Genomic DNA, 18,290 nt, shown 5'->3' with positions numbered 1-18,290 from the left:
TCGTGAACCTCCTGACCGCCATTCTGGCAGCCCCCAAGCCATCGACCTTGATGACGCTTTCGATTATACGACTTGTGTTATAAAAAATACAATAATGACTTTACTGCATAACGTAAGTTCCGCAACCCCTTGCATGCCCCAGCGAAGGCGCAAAGAATGAAAAACTGGCCGGAACAGCCGCGTCGCGCGGTTTGGAGGTGTGGGTAAAGATGGTGGATAGGTCTCGCCCTGCGGGGCATGAGGAAGCCGTGCTTTCCATTGACGGACGACAGATTGCATACACCGTTCACGGCAGGCGTTCGGCGGCGCTTGTGTTTATCCATGGATGGTGCGGGAACCAGTCGTTCTGGCGCTATCAGACCGAGGCGCTTGAAGCAGGCAGGATGCTTGTGACGATCGACCTCGCAGGATCGGGAATGTCGTCGGCATCGTCTGGGCCGACCCGTGAGTCGACCTCGATAGACGGGCTGGGCTCGGACGTGGTCAAGGTGGCGGATCATCTCGGGCTCGAGGACATCGTCCTCGTCGGCCACTCCATGGGCGGGCCTGTCGCGCTGGAGGCCGCCCGGATACTTGGTCCGCGTTGCCGCCTGGTTGTCGGTGTGGAGACGTTCACGGATCCCTATTTCTATGCAAGGCGACCTGCCGACGAGGTTGATCGCCGGTGCGCAGAAATCGCCATGAATTACGAGGCTTTCATAGGCTCGATGATCGACCGGATCACGGACGCCGATCTATCCCCGGAAACACGGCTGTGGATTTTCCGCGAAATGACCAGGGGCGGCCTCCGGCCGGCGCTCGTCTCCCTGCGGGCGCTGCTTGAGTGGGATATCGAACGATGCTGGCCGATGGTGGAATGTCCATGCGAGGCGATCAACTCCGGCTCGCTGGCTGGCGGCGCGACTGTTCGCGGTCTCACCGGGCTACGGATCGCGCTTATCGAAAATTGCGGCCATTTTCCCATGATCGAGCGCCCTGCAGAGTTCAACCGCTGCCTGCTCGATATCCTGACCCGACACGGGTTGAGGCCGGGTCAGGTCGAAAACCGCGAGACGGACTAAAAACGTGCCGTCAGTTCCGTGTGGCGACTTGCGGCAAGGAAGCGATGAAATCCGTCATATCGTCGCCAAGCAGAAGGACATGTTTGCTTGCCGCGATCTGCGCGCCGTCGGAATCAGCGGCCTCGATCGCGCATAGAATGGCCTCGTGTTCACTGATCGTCGCATGCATGCGGCCCGGCTGCGACGTCACATGCCTGCGATAGGGGGCCACTCGCCGACGAAGCGCCTGCGTTTGCGACGCAAGGAAATTGGTCTGCGAAGCCTCGTAGAGAAGGTCGTGGAAGGCACTGTTTATGTCGTAGAAGATCGCCGGGTCCTGCTGTTGGAGCGACTCGATCAATTGATTATGGATAGCGCGCAATTGGCTTTTCTGCGCAAGGGTCGCCCGGCGCGCCGCGTGTTTTGCACAAAGGCCTTCAAGCGCCGACATGATCTCGAACATTTCTATAAGCGTCGAAATGGAAAGGATCGCTACCGTTACGCCTTGCCGTCCCCGCACCTCGACCAGGCCGGTTGCGCTGAGCGACTTCAGGGCTTCCCGCACAGGCGTACGCGACATGCCGAACTTGGCGCCGAGTTCCACTTCGTCCAGCCGGTCGCCGGGAGCGAGCGTTCCATCGACGATCATGCCTTCGAGCGTGGCGCGAAGTTCCTCGGCAAGCGTACGCGAATGCCCCTTGTTGTCGTTCTCATCCGAACCGGCAGCATATCTGACGCTTCTTTGAGCTTTCATCTGGTTCATAGATCCGCCTTCGGTCTTAACGGCACAAGGATATCGAAAGGAATGTCCGCCGCTTCAGACATTACCGCCACCAGACCAGTTTACCGTCGACGGCAACCAACACAGAATAAAGGATCATGCTTCCAATGGCGGCGACAAAGACTGCGGACCAAACATCCACATACTCCATCAAAGCCGTAGATCGATAGATGATTTGTCCAAGCCCCGAATAAGCGCCGACCATTTCCGTCACGATGACGGCGATTGTGCTCCTTGTCATGCCGATACGCAAACCCGTCACCAGGGAGGGAAGGGCCGAAGGCAGGCGAAGCTTCCACAAAATGCTTATCGGACCGGCGCCGAAACTACGCATCAGGTTAACCGCTTCCTGGTCGCCGCGTTTGAGGCCAGACAGGCAATTATAGATAACCGGAAAGCTCACCGACAGGGCCGCCATGGCAATCTTCGAGTTGGGTCCCAACCCGAACCAGATAAGGGCGAGCGGTATGAAGGCAACCGGAGGCACGCAATTGATGAGCACGATCACAGGCATCGACAGGCGCTCTATCCTGGGGGCAAGCGCCATCGCCAGTGCAATCAGGATACCGATCGCCGAACCGAGCAGGAAGCCGATGCCGACCTCCGAAAAGGTGAGCAGCGACGACTGATAGAACATGTCGAAACGGGTCACCGCGTTGACGACGATGTCGAAGGGCCTTGGGAGAATATAGGCGGGAAGTTCGAAAATCGCGATCAGCGCTTCCCAAACTCCGGCAACTACCAGGAATGAGACCAGCGGCATCAAAAGCCGCTCGAGGATCAGTTTGTACGCCACCACACCACCCTCTGTTCAATGTAATAGATGGCCCCATAGAGAGATGCGCCGAGGAAACCCGAAACCAGGATGAGCATCCATATCCGCACCACCTGCTCGAAAAACAAAGCTTGCAGCAACATGACCCCAAGGCCGACGGTGTCGCCGAACCACTCGCCGACGATGGCTCCAGCCAGGCTTAGCGATACACCGACCCGCAACCCGACCATAATGCTCGGCAATGCCGTCGGCAGGGCCAACTTCAGGAACATCTCGAATTTCGATGCGCCGAAGCTGCGCAAGAGATCGACCTTGGCCACGTCGCAGGCTTGAAGCCCGCGCAACGTGCTGAGGGTTACCGGAAAGAAGGTCAGATAGAAGGAGATGACGACCTTGGCCATGATCGAGTTGCCAAACCACATGACCACGATCGCGCCAAAAGCGATGACGGGGATCGTCTGCGAAACGACAAAGATCGGCAGCACGATACGTTCGATCACGCGGATGTAATTGAAGGCTATGCCGCACAGGATACCCACGAGCGCGCCGGAGGAGAAACCGGCGATCGTTTCAATGAACGTGCGCCATACACCCGCCCCCAGGTCGCCGGAAACCGACCAGCCGTCCTGGGCTACTGCGGCCAGTGAAGGCAGATATCGTGGCGATATGTGAAACAGTCGTACGCTGACCTCCCAAAGGATGGCCGCCCCAACGATGCCGAGCAGAAAATTGTATCGTCCCAGTGCGCCGTTCATTTTGACCCCGCAGCACCGAAGGTCTTCATGCTCTCTTCCTCGACGCTGGCGAGCAGCCGACGCTTGATGGCCATGAATTCAGGCGTCGTGACGATGTTGCTGTCACGCGGCCGGGAAAGAGGGATCTCCTCGTTCGACTTGATCGTTCCCGGACGCGTGCTCATGACGATGACGCGATCGCCAAGGAAGATGGCCTCATCGATATCGTGCGTGATGAACAACACGGTCCGCTTGTGCCGCATCCAGATGTCGAGAAGCCATTTCTGCATCATCATCCGGGTAAGCGCATCGAGCGCACCGAATGGCTCGTCCAGGAGAATGAGGTCGCGCTCGAACAGGAATGTCCGCATCAACGCCACGCGCTGACGCATGCCGCCCGACAATTCATGGGGGAATTTCTGCTGGAAACCCTCCAGGCCGAATTCCGCGAACATCGGCTCGGCGCGCTTGCGGGCCTCGCGTCGCGACATGCCTTCGATTTCGAGAGCGAGTGTCGCGTTGTCGAGCACGGTCCGCCAGGGAAACAGCAGATCGCGCTGGGGCATGAACGAAATCTTACCGAGAAGATTTCCGTCTTTCTGCTGTTCTCCATTCAGAACGATGGAACTGCCGGCATCTGGCACCACCAGCCCGGCTATGATGTTGAAGAGTGTCGATTTCCCGCAACCCGAAGGCCCGATAAGGGTAACGAACTCTCCCTTCTGGATCGTCAGGTTGAAGTCCTGGACCGCGATGGTCCCGGCACCCTTGCCCGGAAAGCGTTTGTTGACATCGGAGAGGCGCAACAAACCGTGCTCGGCACCCGTTGTCGGCATATTGACATGCTTGTTCGCGGAGACCATGCGCCCCTCCAATGTTGGTCAGAACCTGTTATTGCTTTACGAGCTTGTCTTCTGCCGGAACCTTGTCCCAGAAGCTTGTATCGAAGGCAGCCTTGAGGTCGACGGGCCCCTTGAGGGCTCCGAATTTGACAAGGTTGTCCTGCACGGTCGCGATGTTTTCCATGTCCATCGCGCCGATACCGATCTCGCCGCCCTTGCGCGCGACCATCAGTTTTTCAAGCTCGTCGAGCATGAGTTCCTGATGATGACGATCAAGCGCCGAGCCGTTCTTCATGACGATATCGATGGTCTCAGGCTTGTTTTCGACCGCGTATTTCCAGCCTTTGAGCGTAGCGTTGAGAAATGCCTGCACGATTTCGGGCTTTTCCTTGATCACCTTCTCGGACGTTGCAATCGCGTCCTGCTGAGAGATGACGCCTGAATCAAGCGGATAGAACAGCTTGATGTTATTGACGCCCTGCGCACGAAGGATGTTGAGTTCGTTGAAGGTGGTAACGGTGGTCACGTCATACTGCTTGTCGATGAAAGGCTGCATCGAAAAGGGCTGAGAGATGATGTCCACGTCGGACTTGTCGATGCCTTCGGCGGCCAGGACCGCGAACAGCGTATATTGCGGGCCGGAGAACCAGGTGGCTACCTTTTTGCCCTTGAAGTCCTTGACCGAATTGATGCCGCTGTCGTCATAGGCGACATAGGCATGCGGCGATGTCTGGTGCATCATCGAAATCGCGACTAGCGGCAGGCCCTTTTCGCGGGCAAACAACACGACTTCCGTCCCGCCAACCAGGCCGAACATGTCCGAACCCGTGGCGACAAGCGTGTCGCTGCTGATGTTCGGTCCGCCATGGTTGATGGTTACGTCGAGGCCGGCTTCCTTGTAGAAGCCCTTGTCCAGGGCGACGTAAACACCGGCGAACTGCGCCTGCGCGGTCCATTTGAGCCGAACCGAAACCGGCTCGTTCGCCGCGGCTGCCTGCGGCAGGCTGAAGCCTAGAGCCATGGTCATTCCCGCCAGAAGAGCGGCACCTGTTCTGCTGATCATAGAAACTTCTCCCCTATTTGTGTGAAATGTATCCGTTTATTTGATTTTCGTATTCTTCGAGGCGGACTACCTCCTATGTCGTCCTCCGGCGACACGTCTCGATCGACTATGCGCAGTATGGAGCGCCGTGGGAAGCTTTTAATTGGCATCCAGATGCGAATATATACAAGAATTGGAATCTTGTATATATTCATATTCAGTTGGCATGATAATGTCGCGGTCGACCTTGGCGCGCTGCCGCGACGCCTCGTCCAACCGATCTGGAATTCGTAGTCAAACCGAGGATTTCGCCCATGACCGATCTGGCAGACTTCAGCCTCGTTGAGATATCCCATGCCATCCGGTCTGGGGATGTCACGCCTGTCAAGGTCGTGGAAAGCCTGCTGGAGCGGATCGAGGCCGTCGATGATCAACTTCATAGTTTTGTGGAATTGGCAGCCGAACCGGCTCTCACACAGGCTCATGCAGCCACAGCCGATATCAAGGCCGGGAATTGGCGGGGGGTGCTGCATGGTGTCCCGCTCGGGCTAAAGGACGCAATTTTCACCACCCGGATAAAGACGGGGCTTGGCAGCCCGGTCTTCGCTTCGTGGCAGGCGCCTCATGATGCCACCGTCGTCTCGCGCATCGAGGCGGCAGGCGGCATAATCCTTGGAAAATTGACGCTGACCGAGGGCGTCTATGCCGATCACCATCCGACCACCGTGCCGCCCGTCAATCCGTGGGGCGGCGCTCACTGGACGGGTACATCGTCAAGCGGCGCCGGCGTCGCGGTCGCATCCGGCCTTTGCTATGGGGCGCTCGGAACGGATACGGGCGGGTCGATCCGGCTTCCATCGGCGTGCTGTGGCGTCGTCGGCATAAAGCCCACATGGGGACGCGTAAGCCGCCATGGCGTCTTCCCGTTGGCCGAATCGCTGGATCATGTAGGGCCGATGTGCCGTACCGTTGCCGATAGCGCTGCCATGCTTGGCGTCATTGCCGGATCAGACAGCGCCGATCCAACGGCCAGCCTCGTGGCGGTTCCCGACTATATGGCGGTGCTCGACCGCGGCGTTGCCGGCATGCGGATCGGTATCGACTGGAGCTTTATCCGCTCAAAGTGCACCGATGAGGTCGTTGCCGGAATGGAAGCGGTGGTGGCCGTTCTTGAAAAGCTCGGAGCGGAATTGGTCGCCATCACGTTTCCGGAAACGGAGACGATCTTGCGTGGATGGGCGGTCGAATGCGCCGTTGAGGCAGCGATGGCACATCAGGATACCTATCCCGGCAAGGCCGGTGACTACGGCCCGAGACTTTCCGCGCTGATCGAGCGGGGGCGTAACCACAGCGGGCTCGCTCTGGCCCAGGTTCAAAAAGCGCGGCGCGAATTCGAAGGAAACGTCAGCCGGATTTTCGCCGACGTTGACGTACTCATCGTCCCGGGGCTTCCGGTGGCCGGTCCGACGCTTGAGTACATGTCGGGCCTTGGCGAGGATCCCGCAGCCATCCTGGCGATCGGTCCGTTCACCGCGCCGTTCGATGTGTCGCGTCATCCGACCATCACCGTGCCGTGCGGCTTCAGCAGCATGGGCGTACCCATGGGCTTCCAGTTTGTCGGCCCGCATTTCTCCGAGGCGACGCTTTGCGCCGCAGGGCATGCCTATCAGAAGGCGACGGATTGGCATCGCCACAGGCCGCCATCCCGATCCGCGTGATTGGAACCTAGCGGAAAATATGGTCCCGGTTCAGGTCCTTGATCGAGGGTGCGCCAAGCTGTGCCATAGTCACCGTCAGTTCATGCTGCAGGATGTCGATCACGTCCTTGCCGCCATCAGCCAAACCGCCAGCCGCAACCGCATACATGAACGCCCGCCCTGCCAGGACGAAATCGGCGCCGGCGCAAAGGGCCTTGGCGACATGCTCGCCGGACCTTACGCCGCCATCGAAAATCAGCGGAAAGTCCGGTCCCACGGCGGCGCGGATCGCCGGCAGCGCCTCGATCGTCGAGATCGCTCCATCGAGCTGGCGCCCACCGTGATTGGAAATGCCAACGGCGTCGAGGCCTATGCTCTTGGCCATGACAGCGTCTTCCGGCGACAGGATACCCTTGGCTACCAGATTTCGCGGCCAGCGATCGCGGATGCGCTTGAGCAACTCCCAGTTGAGCCGCCCGGTCGATTGCGACGACATATGCGCAGCCAGGGATTGGGCGCCACTTCCTTTCGGCGCGTAGCGGGCTATCGTCTCCAGCCGCGGCATGCCGTTCCGTAAAGTGGCCAAGGCCCAGCGCGGCCGTGACGCTACATCGAGCGCCAGCGCCAGGGAGGGCCGCATGGGAAGGCCGAAACGGTTCGTCATGTCGCGCAGCCGGCGGGCCGGAACCGGCACGTCCACGGTCACCATCATGACGTCGTATCCCGCGCTATCGGCGCGGGCGACAAGATCGTCCGCGACTTCCGGCGAACGCGCCACATAAAGCTGGAACCACATATTGTCAGGGGAGATTTCCGCCATCTTCTCGATCGACGTCGTGCCGGCGGTCGAGAGCGTGTAGGGAATATTTGCCGCTCCCGCCGCCCGCGCCAGGGCGGCTTCCGCGCCGGGCCACACAAGACCCGCCATGCCTATGGGCGCGACACCGAAGGGAAGCGACCATTTGCGGCCAAAAAGCGTGCGCGACGGATCGATCGTATCGACATCGACAAGCGCGCGAGGAAGCAGCGAAAGCCTGTCCAGCGCTTCCTTGTTGCGGCGTAGCCCCGTTTCGTGGCCGGCACCTCCATCGAGGAAATCGAACACGACATGCGGGATGCGTCTTGCGGCCTGCTCGCGAAGTTCCTGGATTGAAACTGCTTTCCTCATTCCGTTCCCGTCTCCAAATGACCTGGCAGGTTCGCCGACCCAGGCGCGCAGATTATCGGCCGCACCGGCTGTATAATTCAATGCCTATTATACAGAAATATCTTGCTTGCATACCGTAACGCAATTACCGTACTTCTGTGTGATGTTGGGCAATGGCCCCATGCCTTATGCCATGGGTTCGTTCGTCAGGACGAATGACAGCACGATAAGGGAGGCAAACGAGATGTCGGCACCGCTTGAGCTTGGTCTTTTTATCGACGGGGCGTTTCGCAATGCCCAGGATGGCCATCGCATAGAGGTTAGAAGCCCAGCCAGCCGCGAGCTGGTCGGAACCGCGGCCAGCGCATCCGTCGAAGACATGCAGTCGGCCGTCGCCTCGGCGGCGCGTGCCTTTGACGACGGACGCTGGTCCGAGTTGGACCCCATGGACAGGGGGCACGTGCTGCGCGCCATCGGTGACGCGCTGGCCAAGCGGATTCCCGAGTTTGCCGAGCTTGAATCGCGTGTAACCGGGCGTCCCATCCGCGAGATGCGCGCGCAACTGGCGCGCCTGCCGGAATGGTTTTACCATTTTGGCGGCATTGCGCGCGGCCTTGAAGGCAGCGTGACCCCCTTTCGCGGCGAGTATCTCAATTACACGCAGCTGAGCCCGATCGGGGCTGTCGCCATGATCACCTCCTGGAACCACCCGCTGCTGATCTTCCTCAAGAAACTCGCACCGGCCCTTGCCGCGGGCAATACGATCGTTGCCAAGCCTGCCGAATTGGCGCCGTTGACGCCGCTTTTGTTCGCCGAGCTTGCCAGCAAGGCCGGCCTGCCTGCCGGCGTGCTCAATGTCGTGTCGGGCAAGGGAAGCGTTGTCGGCACGGCGCTGTGCCAGGCGCCGCGCATTGCCAAGATCGATCTCACCGGGGGAACCGATACGGGACGCATCGTTGCCGGGATCGCTGCAACGCGGCTGGTGCCGACCGTCATGGAACTGGGCGGCAAAGCCCCTGTCGTGATCTTCGAGGATACGCCGCTGGAAGAAGCGGTGTCGGCCGCTGCATTTGCAGGTTTTATCGCGTCTGGCCAGACCTGCGTCTCCGGCACCCGCTTCCTGGTCCAGCGCTCTCTGTATGGCCGCTTCGTCGAGGCCTTCGCGGCCAAGGCGGCCAGCTTGCGGGTCGGCGATCCCATGGATACGGCGACCGACATGGGGCCTCTGATTTCGCAGTCGCAGCTCGACCGGGTACTTGAATATGTCGAATCCGCCCGGTCGCAAGGCGCCCGGCTCATTGCCGGAGGCGGCCGACCGCGTCTTGCGGCGCCCTTCGATCAGGGGTTCTTTCTCGAACCGACCGTCTTTGCCGATACGCGCGCCGACATGCGCATCGTGCGGGAGGAGATATTCGGTCCGGTTCTGTCGGTTGCTCCCTTCGACGACGAAGCGGATGCTCTTGCCCTTGCCAATGACAGCGAGTTTGGACTTGGCGCTTCGGTGTGGACGCGGGACATCGGCCGGGCACATCGTTTCGTGCGCAAGCTGCGCTCGGGCATCGTCTGGATCAACGATCATCACAAGAACGATCCGGCCTCGATCTGGGGCGGATTCGGTTCCAGCGGCTATGGAAAAGAGAATGGCTGGCATGCCCTTCGGTCCTACTGCAAGGAACAGAATGTGGTGGTCCGGCTCGGTGCCGATTTCCCAGACTGGTATGGCGGCGGAAACCGCTACGGCTGAACTGTTTTTTGGAGGTATTCATGTCGACTTCAGTCACACGCACCGCTAGCGATGCGTTTCTCGAGGCGTTGCGTGCCGGTGGCGTCGATGTCGCATTTTCTGTTTTCGGCACCGATCATGCCGGACTGATCGAAAGCTGGTCGAAACACGCCGCCACGCCGGACCTTCCCGAAATCCCGCGTCTGGTGCTTTGCCAGCATGAGTCCGTCGCCCTCAACGGGGCACTCGGCTATGCGCATTTTTCGGGGCGCGGGCAGGCTGTCATTGCCCATGTCGATGTCGGCACGCTCAACCTTGGTGCCGGCTTGCACAATTCGGCCCGCAACCGCCTGCCCGTCTTCATATTTGCCGGCCTTTCACCGTGGTCGGAAATGGGTGAGCGCTTTGGCGGGCGCGACCACTATGTCCATTGGATGCAGGATGTCTACGACCAGCGCGGCAGCGTCCGGCAATATGTGAAGTGGGAATACGAGGTGCGCAGCGGCCAGGTGTTTCCGGCCGCCGTCGCGCGTGGCTTGCAATTGGCAAATTCGCGGCCGCGCGGCGCAGTCTACATGACGGCGAGCCGAGAGCCCCTCGAGGAACCCGTCAGCGACGAGGTAAAGCTGCCGCCGATGCCGGCGCTTTCAGCAACCATACCCGCGCCCGAAACCGTGGAGGCCCTTGTCGGCGCGTTGCGCTCGGCCAAGGCGCCTCTATTGCTGACGACATCGCTTGGCGCCGAAGAGGGTGCCGTGGCGGCGCTGGTTGAATTCGCCGAGACCTTTGGCGTCCCTGTCGTCGAGATACGGCCCTTTTATACCAATATGCCCGCCGACCACAGCCTGCACCAAGGCTACTATACCGATGCCAAGATCGATCTTTTGCAGAATGCAGACCTGATCATAGCGGCCGATTGCCCGGTTCCGTGGATACCGACACTTGAGAAGCCGCGCGAGGATGCCCGCGTCATCTGGCTCGGCGAGGACCCCGCTGAAACGCGGATGCCGATGCGTACGCTGCATGGCCATGAATTCATCCAGTGCAACACGCGTGCCACGCTTCAGGCGTTGACCCGACATGGCAAGGATGTGCCGATCGCAAACGAGGCGGCCTTCCAGGACAGAATGGCCGCACTGGTGGCGCGCCACGACTCAAACCGCGCGGCTTGGAAAAAGGAAGCTCAGGGCGACAAACTGACGGTTGCGCGGCTGGCGCGCATCGTAGCGGACGTCTGCGGTGACGAGGCGCTTGTCATCAACGAGACGGTGACCAACGACACCCGCATCCTGCGCCAATTGACCAAGAACGTACCCGATCGCCTGATGGGCGAAGCAGGAAGCGGGCTGGGCATGGGGCTTTCTGCGGCGCTGGGTGCGAAGCTCGCCCGGCCTGAGGCGGATGTCGTGTGCCTGCAGGGCGACGGGTGTTATATTTTCGGCTCTCCATCCGCCGTTCACTGGGGCGCCAGCGCCAACAAGGCGCCTTTCCTTACCGTGATCTTCAACAATGGTGGCTGGCGCGCGGTGGCCCGCTCGACCGCGATGATGCACCCCGACGGCCACGCAGCCCGCGCGGGTTATCCGGAAGGCCGCTTCGAAGCGCCTTTGGACCTTGAGAAAATCGTCGAGGCGGCTGGGGGCACGGGCATCGTCGCATCGACGATCGAAGAGGCCGAGAGCGCTATTCGACGCGGCCTGGAACTGGTTCGCGCCGGATCGCAGGTCGTCATCAACGCCAAAGTCACCGACTGAGCGCAATGAGCCCGGATCCTGGATCCGGGCTCAGAAGAATGTCAGGCTCTCGGTAGAAGCGCCCCGCTATTTGACACTCGTGACCACGGGACCGATCTGAATGACCGGTGGCTTCGGATACGCCGAGGTTGCGCCATCTTTTGTAGAGTGATTTCGTTCTAAGAACCTGACCCAAGGGGCCGATACGAAACGAAGGCGTATTCCCATATATGCCGCCACCCTGCCGCCCACTCCATTGACGTCGCGATTTCACACTGCGTCGAATTGGCGAACTGGTAACCCGCGTGTAACCGCGCCCATTTGAGGGGCTTTGGGCGGCAGCAACGTCAACCACCCCAAAAAGCGAAAAAGCCGCGGAGAACCGCGGCTTTTCGATGCTTGATCTCCCGAAGGAAATTGGAGCGGGTGAAGCGATTCGAACGCTCGACCCCAACCTTGGCAAGGTTGTGCTCTACCCCTGAGCTACACCCGCTCGTACGGCACCGGGCCGCAAGCCGCGCCTATATGGCTGAAGCGCATCGCGATTGCAACAGGGAAATCGCGATGGAAACGTACATCGCGGATTGTGCGGATTGCGACGATCCGGCCAAGCGCCGGAATCGGTTGGCTGGAATCGGCCAGCCAATGGCTGCGCCCTTGTCTTGCCCCCGGTTCGGTCATAAACGGCAGGTCTGCAGCATGAACGCCGGTGCCCTATGCCCAAAACCGAAACGGAACTTTTCAGCTTTCTTGCCGACCGGGGCTTGAATGTCACGACAAGGCGGCATCTGCCTCTGTTCACCGTGGCGGATTCGCAAGCGCTGCGCGGCGAAATCCCCGGCGGCCATACCAAGAACCTGTTCCTGAAGGACAAGAAAGACCAGTTCTTTCTCGTCACCGTCGAAGAGGACGCGGTAGTCGACCTCAAGCAGATCCATCTTCTGATCGGCGCATCCAGCCGTGTCTCCTTCGGCAAGCCGGAAAAGCTGATGGAATTCTTGGGTGTCGTGCCCGGTTCGGTCACGGTTTTCGGTCTGATCAACGACGCCGCCCATCAAGTCACGCTCGTTCTCGACGCCGACCTGATGGCGCACGATACCATCAACGCCCATCCCCTTACCAACGAGGCCACGACCTCGATTTCCGCCGCGGATCTGCTTGCCTTCGTCGAGGCAACCGGGCATGAGCCGCTGATCTTGAAAGTCTCGGCCTGATCGCCACATGGTGGACAAATAGCGGGCGGCATGAACAGGTCACCGCCAGACTACGCGCGACCGGAAGGAAAACGACATGAGCGACCAGAACCCGTTCGGCGGCATGAGCGGCCAATATTCGACCAGCATCCAGTATGGAAACGCGGCTGGTGAGCCTACGCCGCCTGCAGCGCTGCCGCAGGGCGACCAGGCTCCCGCCGACCTCATCAAGGACACGACGACGGCAGGCTTTGCCGCCGACGTCGTCCAGGAATCGCGCAAGCAGCCGGTGCTGGTCGATTTCTGGGCGCCCTGGTGCGGCCCCTGCAAGCAACTGACACCGGTGCTTGAAAAAGCCGTCCGGGATGCGGGCGGGCGAGTCAAGCTGGTCAAGATGAACATAGACGACCATCCCTCCATTGCCGGGCAACTTGGCATCCAGTCGATTCCGGCCGTCATCGCCTTCAAGGACGGCCAGCCGCTCGACGGTTTCATGGGCGCCGTACCGGAAAGCCAGATTAGCGCCTTCATCGACAAGGTCGCCGGCAAGGGCGACGGCCAGGCGCAAATCGCGGAAGCGCTGGCGGCAGCGGGCGAGGCGCGCGAGGCCGGCGATGCCCAGACGGCCGCCGACATCTATCACGCCGTGCTGGAACAGGCTCCGGAAACGGTCGATGCGATTGTCGGGCTGGCCGGCCTGCTGTTCGATGCGGGCGATGTCGAGGGAGCCGAAGACTTGCTGAAGCAGGTTCCCGAAGGGGCGAAGGAAACGCCGTTGCTCGTTGCGTTGCGCGCGAAAATGGCGCTGGCGGCCGAGGCCGCAAGCCTCGGCGACCCGCGGGAATTCGAACAAAGACTTGCGGCGAACCCGAAGGATCATCAGGCGCGCTTCGATCTCGCCATGATCCAGAGCGCGGGCGGCCAGCGCATGGAAGCTGCCGACAATCTGCTGGCGATCGTCAAGGCCGACCGTACCTGGAAGGACGATGGTGCGCGGTCCCAACTGCTGCAGTTCTTCGAGGCATGGGGCATGACCGACGAGGCGACGCTGGCGGCGCGCCGCAAGCTGTCGGCGCTGCTGTTTTCCTGAGCTTTTTTGCCGATTAAGCCTTGTTCCTTTCCGTTGACGCGCCAGATGGTGCATACTGGCTTCTTCCACGCGGCCGGCCTTTGGCAGGACGGCGGTAGGTGAAGCGACACGCAGCGCCGGAGTAGATCGATGCAGGCGGGAAACGCGCATTATCGCCGGAATGTGGACCTGCCGTCCGTATTGCCGGTATTTCCGCTTACCGCGGCGCTGCTGCTGCCCGGCGGCCGCATGCCGCTCAACATTTTCGAACCGCGCTATCTGCAGATGCTGGACGAGGCGATTGCCGGCGCGCGTGTCATCGGCATCATCCAGCCCAGCCTGGACGGATCGCTGCGCGCCGACGGCGAGCCGCAGCTTTGCGCGGTCGGCTGCATGGGCCGGGTCATTTCCTTTGCCGAAAGCGGCGACGGCCGCTACCTGATTTCGCTGCAGGGCATATGCCGGTTTCGGATCGGGCAGGAGCTGGAGGTCAAGACGCCGTACCGGCAATGCCGGATCGTGCCGTTCCTGGGCGATCTCGACGAGGAACAGGCCGGCGCCGACGTCGACCGGCCGGCTTTGCTCAAGGCCTTTCGCGCGTACCTCAAGGCGAATGAACTGGAAGCGGACTGGGAAGGCGTGAGCCGCGCCGAAAACGGTGTCCTGGTCAACGCGCTTTCCATGATGGCGCCATATGGGCCGGCGGAAAAACAGGCGCTGCTCGAGGCGCCCGACCTGAAGATGCGGGCGGAAACGCTGATAGCCATCACCGAAATGTCGATGGTGCGCGACAACGAGGATTTCGGATCGAGCCTGCAATGATGCAGGTCAACGCATCGGGCTGATGCGCGGTCGGCCGCGCGGCGCTCCGGGACTTGCAAGAGGATGTAAGGCGATGGCGGCGCATGGACGAGGCGGCAACAAGGCGACGGTCGATCCCAAACTGCTGGAATTGCTGGCCTGCCCGCTGACCAAGGGGCCGCTTGCGTGGGATGCGGAGCGCGGCGAACTGGTGTCGCGGCTGGCCAGGCTTGCCTACCCGGTACGCGACGGCATCCCGATCATGTTGCCGTCGGAGGCCCGGACGCTGACGGTCGAGGACATGCCGCCGCCACGCAAGGGCACGGCTACCCGATAGCGCTCGAAACCTGTGCGTGCCGGCAGCAATCCTCATTGAAAATTGCGGCCCCTGGGCATGACTTTTTGCGTCTCCTTCGCCAGTATAGCGGGTTGCGGCGCGCTTGCGGTTTTGCGGGTTGACGCATCGGGACCGCTTGGGGCGCGCCTTGCAGCGGGCGGACAGGCCTCCTCCTGAAGCACGGCAAGCCAGGGCGTAAAATCCTCTATTCTGTCGGCAACGATATGCACGACGCCCGATTCCGATTGCAGCTTGCCACTCACGCAGATGAATTTCGCGCCCATGACCACCGCCCGGAACCGATCGAACACGCGCGGCCACATGATGATATTGGCGACCGCCTTGTCGTCCTCCAGCGTGAGAAAAATGGCGTTGCCCTTGCCGGGTCGCTGCCGCACCAGCACGAGGCCGGCAACGCGCACGCGCCTTCCGTCCTTCACCGTGGGCAGCAGGGTATTCGGCGTGATGCCGCAACGGTCGAGTTTTTCGCGCAAAAACCCGACCGGGTGCGCCTTGAGCGACAGGCCGAGCGAGCGGTAATCGTGAATGACATGCTCGCCCAGCGGCATTTTGGGTAGCGCCGCCTCCGGCTCCATCTCGCGCAACAAAATGCCGGGCCGGTCGAACAGCGGCAGTTTTTCGGCGGCGCTCTTGCCGTCAAGCGCTCGCACCGCCCACAAGGCTTCGCGACGGTCGATGCCGCGCGAGCGGAAAGCGTCGGCCTCTGCCAGCTTCTCGATCTCGCCGACATCGAGGCCGGAGCGCAGCCAGACGTCGCGCACCGATGCGTAGCCGCCTCCACGCCGCTCCACGAATGTCGCCATGTGCTCCTTCGACAGTCCCTTGATCTGGCGAAAGCCGAGCCGGACGGCGTTGCTGCTTCTGATCACACCGCGCATTTGGGCATGGTGCGCAATCACCCGGTTCGGGTCGAAGGGCGATTTTTCCAGCGCGCAGTCCCAATCGGAAAGATTCACGTCGACATCGCGTATCTCGATGCCGTGGTCGAGCGCGTCGCGCACCAGTTGGGCCGGCGCATAAAAGCCCATCGGCTGGGAGTTCAGGATCGCGGCGCAAAAGACGTCGGGATAAAACGTCTTGAACCAGCAGGAAGCATAGACCAGCAGCGCGAAGGATGCCGCATGGCTTTCGGGAAAGCCGTAATCGCCAAAACCCTCGATCTGCCGGAAGCAGCGTTCGGCGAAGTCACGCGGATAGTCGTTCTTGACCATGCCCTCGATGAAATCCTGCCGGTGACCGTCAATCGTGCCATTGCGCCGGAAGGTCGCCATCGAACGGCGTAACTGATCAGCTTTGCCGGGCGGGAAACCGGCGGCCTCGATGGCGATCTTCATGGCCTGTTCCTGAAACAGGGGGATGCCGAGTGTCTTATGAAGTATCTTGTGGAGCATCGGGTTCGGATAGTGGACTTCCTCCAGTTTCATTCGACGCCGCAGATAGGGATGCACCATGTCGCCCTGGATCGGGCCGGGCCGCACGATCGCCACCTCGATAACGAGGTCATAGAATTCTCGCGGTTTGAGGCGCGGCAGCATCGACATTTGCGCGCGCGATTCGATCTGGAAGACGCCAAGCGTGTCGGCCCGGCAGATCATATCGTAGACGCGGGCGTCTTCCGGCGGGAGAGTGGCGAGTTCAAGCGGGCGGCCGTGTTCGTCATGCTCCTCGTAATGTTCTTCCAGCAGATCGAAGGCGCGGCGGATGCAGGACAGCATGCCAAGCGCCAGCACGTCGACCTTGAGCAGGCCAACGGCGTCGAGATCGTCCTTGTCCCACTCCACCATCTTGCGCTCGTCCATCGCTGTCTTGACGATAGGCACGATCTTATCGAGGCGATCCTTGGTGATGACGAAGCCGCCGACATGCTGGGTCAGGTGGCGCGGGAATCCCATGATCTCGTTGGAAAGGTCTATCACCTGTCTCGTCAGGGGATCGGCCTTGTCCAGGCCTCCGGCTTGCGCCTCCTTTTCACCCAGCTTCGACGACCACCAGCCCCATATGGAACCGGATAGCCCGTTCCTTACGTCGTCCGACAGGCCAAGCGCCTTGGCGACTTCGCGGAGTGCGGAACGGCCGCGATAGCTTGTGACCGCGGCGGCGAGCGCCGTGCGCTTGGTGCTGTATTTCGTGTAGATATACTGCATGACCTCTTCACGCCGCTCATGCTCGAAGTCCACATCGATGTCCGGCGGCTCGTTGCGTTCCTCCGAGATGAAGCGCTCGAACAGCGTATCGATCATGTCCGGTCCGACAGGCGTGACACCGATGCAGAAACAGACAACGGAATTGGCGGCAGAGCCTCTACCCTGGCAAAGAATGCCCCGGCTGCGCGCAAACCGGACGATGTCGTGGACAGTCAGGAAATAGCGCGCATAGCCCATCCGCTCGATGAGCGAGAGTTCTTCCCGGATATGTTGCGATACCGATGCCGGCACCCCGTCGGGGTATCGCTCCGCGGCACCCTCCAGCGCCAGTCGTGCCAGTTCCTGTTGCGGGGTCGCGCCATCGCGGGTCGGCTCGTCTGGGTAGTTGTACTGAAGATCACCCAGCGAAAAACCAAGCTCCGCTGCAAAGCGCTGCGTTTCAGTCAGCGCCTGTGGGTGGCGGCGGAAAAGCCGCGCCATCTCGGCCGGCGGCTTCAGGTGGCGCTCGGCATTGGCGGCGAGTTCCAGTCCGGCCTCGGCGACGGGCACGTTGAGGCGGATCGCCGTCAGCACGTCCTGGAGCCGCCGGCGCTCGGCCGCGTGATAGAGAACGTCGTTGGTCGCCATCAAGGGCAGGCCGAGCGCCTCGGCCATCGCCGCCGCCTGCTCGATTCGAAAACGGTCGTCGCCGCGATAGGCGGGCGCCACGGCAAGCCGCAGGGCCTTGCCGAACCGATCCTTGAGCGAACGCAGGATTTCCATCTGGCTTTTTGCGCGGGGCGACAAGTCCGGCAGCATCGCCAGCGATAGAAGGTCTCCCCATTCGAACAAATCGGCGCGGTCAAGCAGGGTCGCACCTTTCTCCGTCTCGTCGCGCAGATTGGCCTGCGTCAGCATCCGGCACAGGTTCCCCCAGCCCTTGCGGTCCTGCGGGTAGGCGAGGATGTCCGGCGTGCCGTCGCGGAAAACCAGGCGACAGCCCGGATGATAGGGGAGCGTCATCGGCTCGGCGTCCGGCGTCAGTTTGGCCTGCTTCGACTGGCTCCAGGCGCGCACCACGCCGGCCACGCTGTTGCGGTCGGCAAGCCCCATGCCGGCATGGCCGAGCCGGCAGGCTGCAACGACCAACTCCTCCGGCCGGGATGCGCCGCGCAGAAAGGAAAAATTCGACTGCACACCGAACTCGATGTAACGCGGCTCGGCCGGCATGG

The 18,290-nt window shown here is 61.2% G+C and carries 15 protein-coding genes and 1 tRNA gene; 8 read left to right on the top strand and 8 right to left on the bottom strand.

What is annotated here, in order from left to right; translation table 11 throughout:
• Window positions 1–248 precede the first annotated feature (248 nt).
• On the top strand, window positions 249–1,061 hold the full coding sequence (locus ACX3P0_RS10600; protein WP_459088317.1) for an alpha/beta fold hydrolase: 813 nt from the start codon (window positions 249–251) through the stop codon (window positions 1,059–1,061).
• Between the two features lie 10 nt (window positions 1,062–1,071).
• Here the strand turns inward: ACX3P0_RS10600 and ACX3P0_RS10595 are convergent, their stop codons facing one another.
• From ACX3P0_RS10595 to ACX3P0_RS10575, 5 genes are all read right to left on the bottom strand, one after another.
• Window positions 1,072–1,794 carry a GntR family transcriptional regulator gene (locus tag ACX3P0_RS10595; protein WP_459088315.1) on the bottom strand — a complete coding sequence of 241 codons (723 nt, stop codon included), beginning with the start codon at window positions 1,792–1,794 and terminating at the stop codon, window positions 1,072–1,074.
• A 70-nt stretch (window positions 1,795–1,864) separates the two neighbouring features.
• On the bottom strand, window positions 1,865–2,617 hold the full coding sequence (locus ACX3P0_RS10590) for an ABC transporter permease (protein ID WP_459088313.1): 753 nt from the start codon (window positions 2,615–2,617) through the stop codon (window positions 1,865–1,867).
• The gene (locus tag ACX3P0_RS10585) at window positions 2,602–3,351 is read right to left on the bottom strand and encodes an ABC transporter permease (RefSeq protein WP_459088311.1); all 750 of its coding nucleotides are present in this window, start codon (window positions 3,349–3,351) and stop codon (window positions 2,602–2,604) included. The genes ACX3P0_RS10590 and ACX3P0_RS10585 overlap by 16 nt, the downstream gene beginning before the upstream one ends.
• Window positions 3,348–4,193, bottom strand: a complete 846-nt coding sequence (locus tag ACX3P0_RS10580; RefSeq protein WP_459088309.1) for an ABC transporter ATP-binding protein — start codon at window positions 4,191–4,193, stop codon at window positions 3,348–3,350. Before ACX3P0_RS10580 ends, ACX3P0_RS10585 begins: the two co-directional genes overlap by 4 nt.
• A gap of 28 nt (window positions 4,194–4,221) precedes the next feature.
• Window positions 4,222–5,235, bottom strand: a complete 1,014-nt coding sequence (locus ACX3P0_RS10575; RefSeq protein ID WP_459088307.1) for an ABC transporter substrate-binding protein — start codon at window positions 5,233–5,235, stop codon at window positions 4,222–4,224.
• A 293-nt stretch (window positions 5,236–5,528) separates the two neighbouring features.
• Between ACX3P0_RS10575 and ACX3P0_RS10570 the strand changes: the two genes are divergently transcribed.
• Window positions 5,529–6,932: an amidase gene (locus ACX3P0_RS10570; protein ID WP_459088305.1), complete on the top strand. Its 1,404-nt coding sequence runs from the start codon at window positions 5,529–5,531 to the stop codon at window positions 6,930–6,932.
• Between the two features lie 7 nt (window positions 6,933–6,939).
• Here ACX3P0_RS10570 and ACX3P0_RS10565 read toward each other — a convergent pair whose 3' ends face one another.
• The gene (locus tag ACX3P0_RS10565) at window positions 6,940–8,079 is read right to left on the bottom strand and encodes an alpha-hydroxy acid oxidase (protein ID WP_459088303.1); all 1,140 of its coding nucleotides are present in this window, start codon (window positions 8,077–8,079) and stop codon (window positions 6,940–6,942) included.
• A 223-nt stretch (window positions 8,080–8,302) separates the two neighbouring features.
• Here ACX3P0_RS10565 and ACX3P0_RS10560 point away from each other — a divergent pair, with 223 nt between their 5' ends.
• Together ACX3P0_RS10560 and ACX3P0_RS10555 are read left to right on the top strand one after the other, a co-directional pair.
• The gene (locus ACX3P0_RS10560; RefSeq protein ID WP_459088301.1) at window positions 8,303–9,802 is read left to right on the top strand and encodes an aldehyde dehydrogenase; all 1,500 of its coding nucleotides are present in this window, start codon (window positions 8,303–8,305) and stop codon (window positions 9,800–9,802) included.
• Between the two features lie 20 nt (window positions 9,803–9,822).
• Window positions 9,823–11,535, top strand: a complete 1,713-nt coding sequence (locus tag ACX3P0_RS10555; protein ID WP_459088299.1) for a thiamine pyrophosphate-requiring protein — start codon at window positions 9,823–9,825, stop codon at window positions 11,533–11,535.
• A 397-nt stretch (window positions 11,536–11,932) separates the two neighbouring features.
• Here ACX3P0_RS10555 and ACX3P0_RS10550 read toward each other — a convergent pair.
• Window positions 11,933–12,007, bottom strand: a tRNA-Gly gene (locus ACX3P0_RS10550).
• A gap of 223 nt (window positions 12,008–12,230) precedes the next feature.
• Between ACX3P0_RS10550 and ACX3P0_RS10545 the strand changes: the two genes are divergently transcribed.
• The 4 genes from ACX3P0_RS10545 (at window position 12,231) to ACX3P0_RS10530 (ending at window position 14,914) form a co-directional block, all read left to right on the top strand.
• Window positions 12,231–12,728 (top strand): prolyl-tRNA synthetase associated domain-containing protein, encoded by a 498-nt coding sequence (locus tag ACX3P0_RS10545; protein WP_459088297.1) that lies wholly within the window; start codon window positions 12,231–12,233, stop codon window positions 12,726–12,728.
• Between the two features lie 76 nt (window positions 12,729–12,804).
• On the top strand, window positions 12,805–13,797 hold the full coding sequence (gene trxA / locus ACX3P0_RS10540; protein WP_459088295.1) for a thioredoxin: 993 nt from the start codon (window positions 12,805–12,807) through the stop codon (window positions 13,795–13,797).
• Window positions 13,798–13,926: 129 nt separating this feature from the next.
• Window positions 13,927–14,598 (top strand): LON peptidase substrate-binding domain-containing protein, encoded by a 672-nt coding sequence (locus ACX3P0_RS10535; protein ID WP_459088293.1) that lies wholly within the window; start codon window positions 13,927–13,929, stop codon window positions 14,596–14,598.
• A 73-nt stretch (window positions 14,599–14,671) separates the two neighbouring features.
• Complete coding sequence (locus ACX3P0_RS10530; RefSeq protein ID WP_459088291.1) at window positions 14,672–14,914, top strand: Trm112 family protein; 243 nt, start codon at window positions 14,672–14,674, stop codon at window positions 14,912–14,914.
• Window positions 14,915–14,946: 32 nt separating this feature from the next.
• Here the strand turns inward: ACX3P0_RS10530 and ACX3P0_RS10525 are convergent, their stop codons facing one another.
• Window positions 14,947–18,288 (bottom strand): error-prone DNA polymerase, encoded by a 3,342-nt coding sequence (locus ACX3P0_RS10525; RefSeq protein ID WP_459088739.1) that lies wholly within the window; start codon window positions 18,286–18,288, stop codon window positions 14,947–14,949.
• Between the last annotated feature and the right edge of the window lie 2 nt (window positions 18,289–18,290).

This window comes from Mesorhizobium sp. A556, from assembly GCF_054489545.1.
Note: the sequence above shows the minus strand (reverse complement) of the source record. Positions and strands in the feature narration are given on the sequence as shown.

Excerpts from the sequence above, each read along its gene's own strand:
- ACX3P0_RS10595 (WP_459088315.1), bottom strand. The coding sequence starts at position 1,794 with ATGAAAGCTCAAAGAAGCGTCAGATATGCTGCCGGTTCGGATGAGAAC.
- ACX3P0_RS10585 (WP_459088311.1), bottom strand. The coding sequence starts at position 3,351 with ATGAACGGCGCACTGGGACGATACAATTTTCTGCTCGGCATCGTTGGG.
- ACX3P0_RS10580 (WP_459088309.1), bottom strand. The coding sequence starts at position 4,193 with ATGGTCTCCGCGAACAAGCATGTCAATATGCCGACAACGGGTGCCGAG.
- ACX3P0_RS10575 (WP_459088307.1), bottom strand. The coding sequence starts at position 5,235 with ATGATCAGCAGAACAGGTGCCGCTCTTCTGGCGGGAATGACCATGGCT.
- ACX3P0_RS10570 (WP_459088305.1), top strand. The coding sequence starts at position 5,529 with ATGACCGATCTGGCAGACTTCAGCCTCGTTGAGATATCCCATGCCATC.
- ACX3P0_RS10565 (WP_459088303.1), bottom strand. The coding sequence starts at position 8,079 with ATGAGGAAAGCAGTTTCAATCCAGGAACTTCGCGAGCAGGCCGCAAGA.
- ACX3P0_RS10560 (WP_459088301.1), top strand. The coding sequence starts at position 8,303 with ATGTCGGCACCGCTTGAGCTTGGTCTTTTTATCGACGGGGCGTTTCGC.
- ACX3P0_RS10555 (WP_459088299.1), top strand. The coding sequence starts at position 9,823 with ATGTCGACTTCAGTCACACGCACCGCTAGCGATGCGTTTCTCGAGGCG.
- ACX3P0_RS10545 (WP_459088297.1), top strand. The coding sequence starts at position 12,231 with ATGCCCAAAACCGAAACGGAACTTTTCAGCTTTCTTGCCGACCGGGGC.
- trxA (WP_459088295.1), top strand. The coding sequence starts at position 12,805 with ATGAGCGACCAGAACCCGTTCGGCGGCATGAGCGGCCAATATTCGACC.
- ACX3P0_RS10535 (WP_459088293.1), top strand. The coding sequence starts at position 13,927 with ATGCAGGCGGGAAACGCGCATTATCGCCGGAATGTGGACCTGCCGTCC.
- ACX3P0_RS10530 (WP_459088291.1), top strand. The coding sequence starts at position 14,672 with ATGGCGGCGCATGGACGAGGCGGCAACAAGGCGACGGTCGATCCCAAA.
- ACX3P0_RS10525 (WP_459088739.1), bottom strand. The coding sequence starts at position 18,288 with ATGCCGGCCGAGCCGCGTTACATCGAGTTCGGTGTGCAGTCGAATTTT.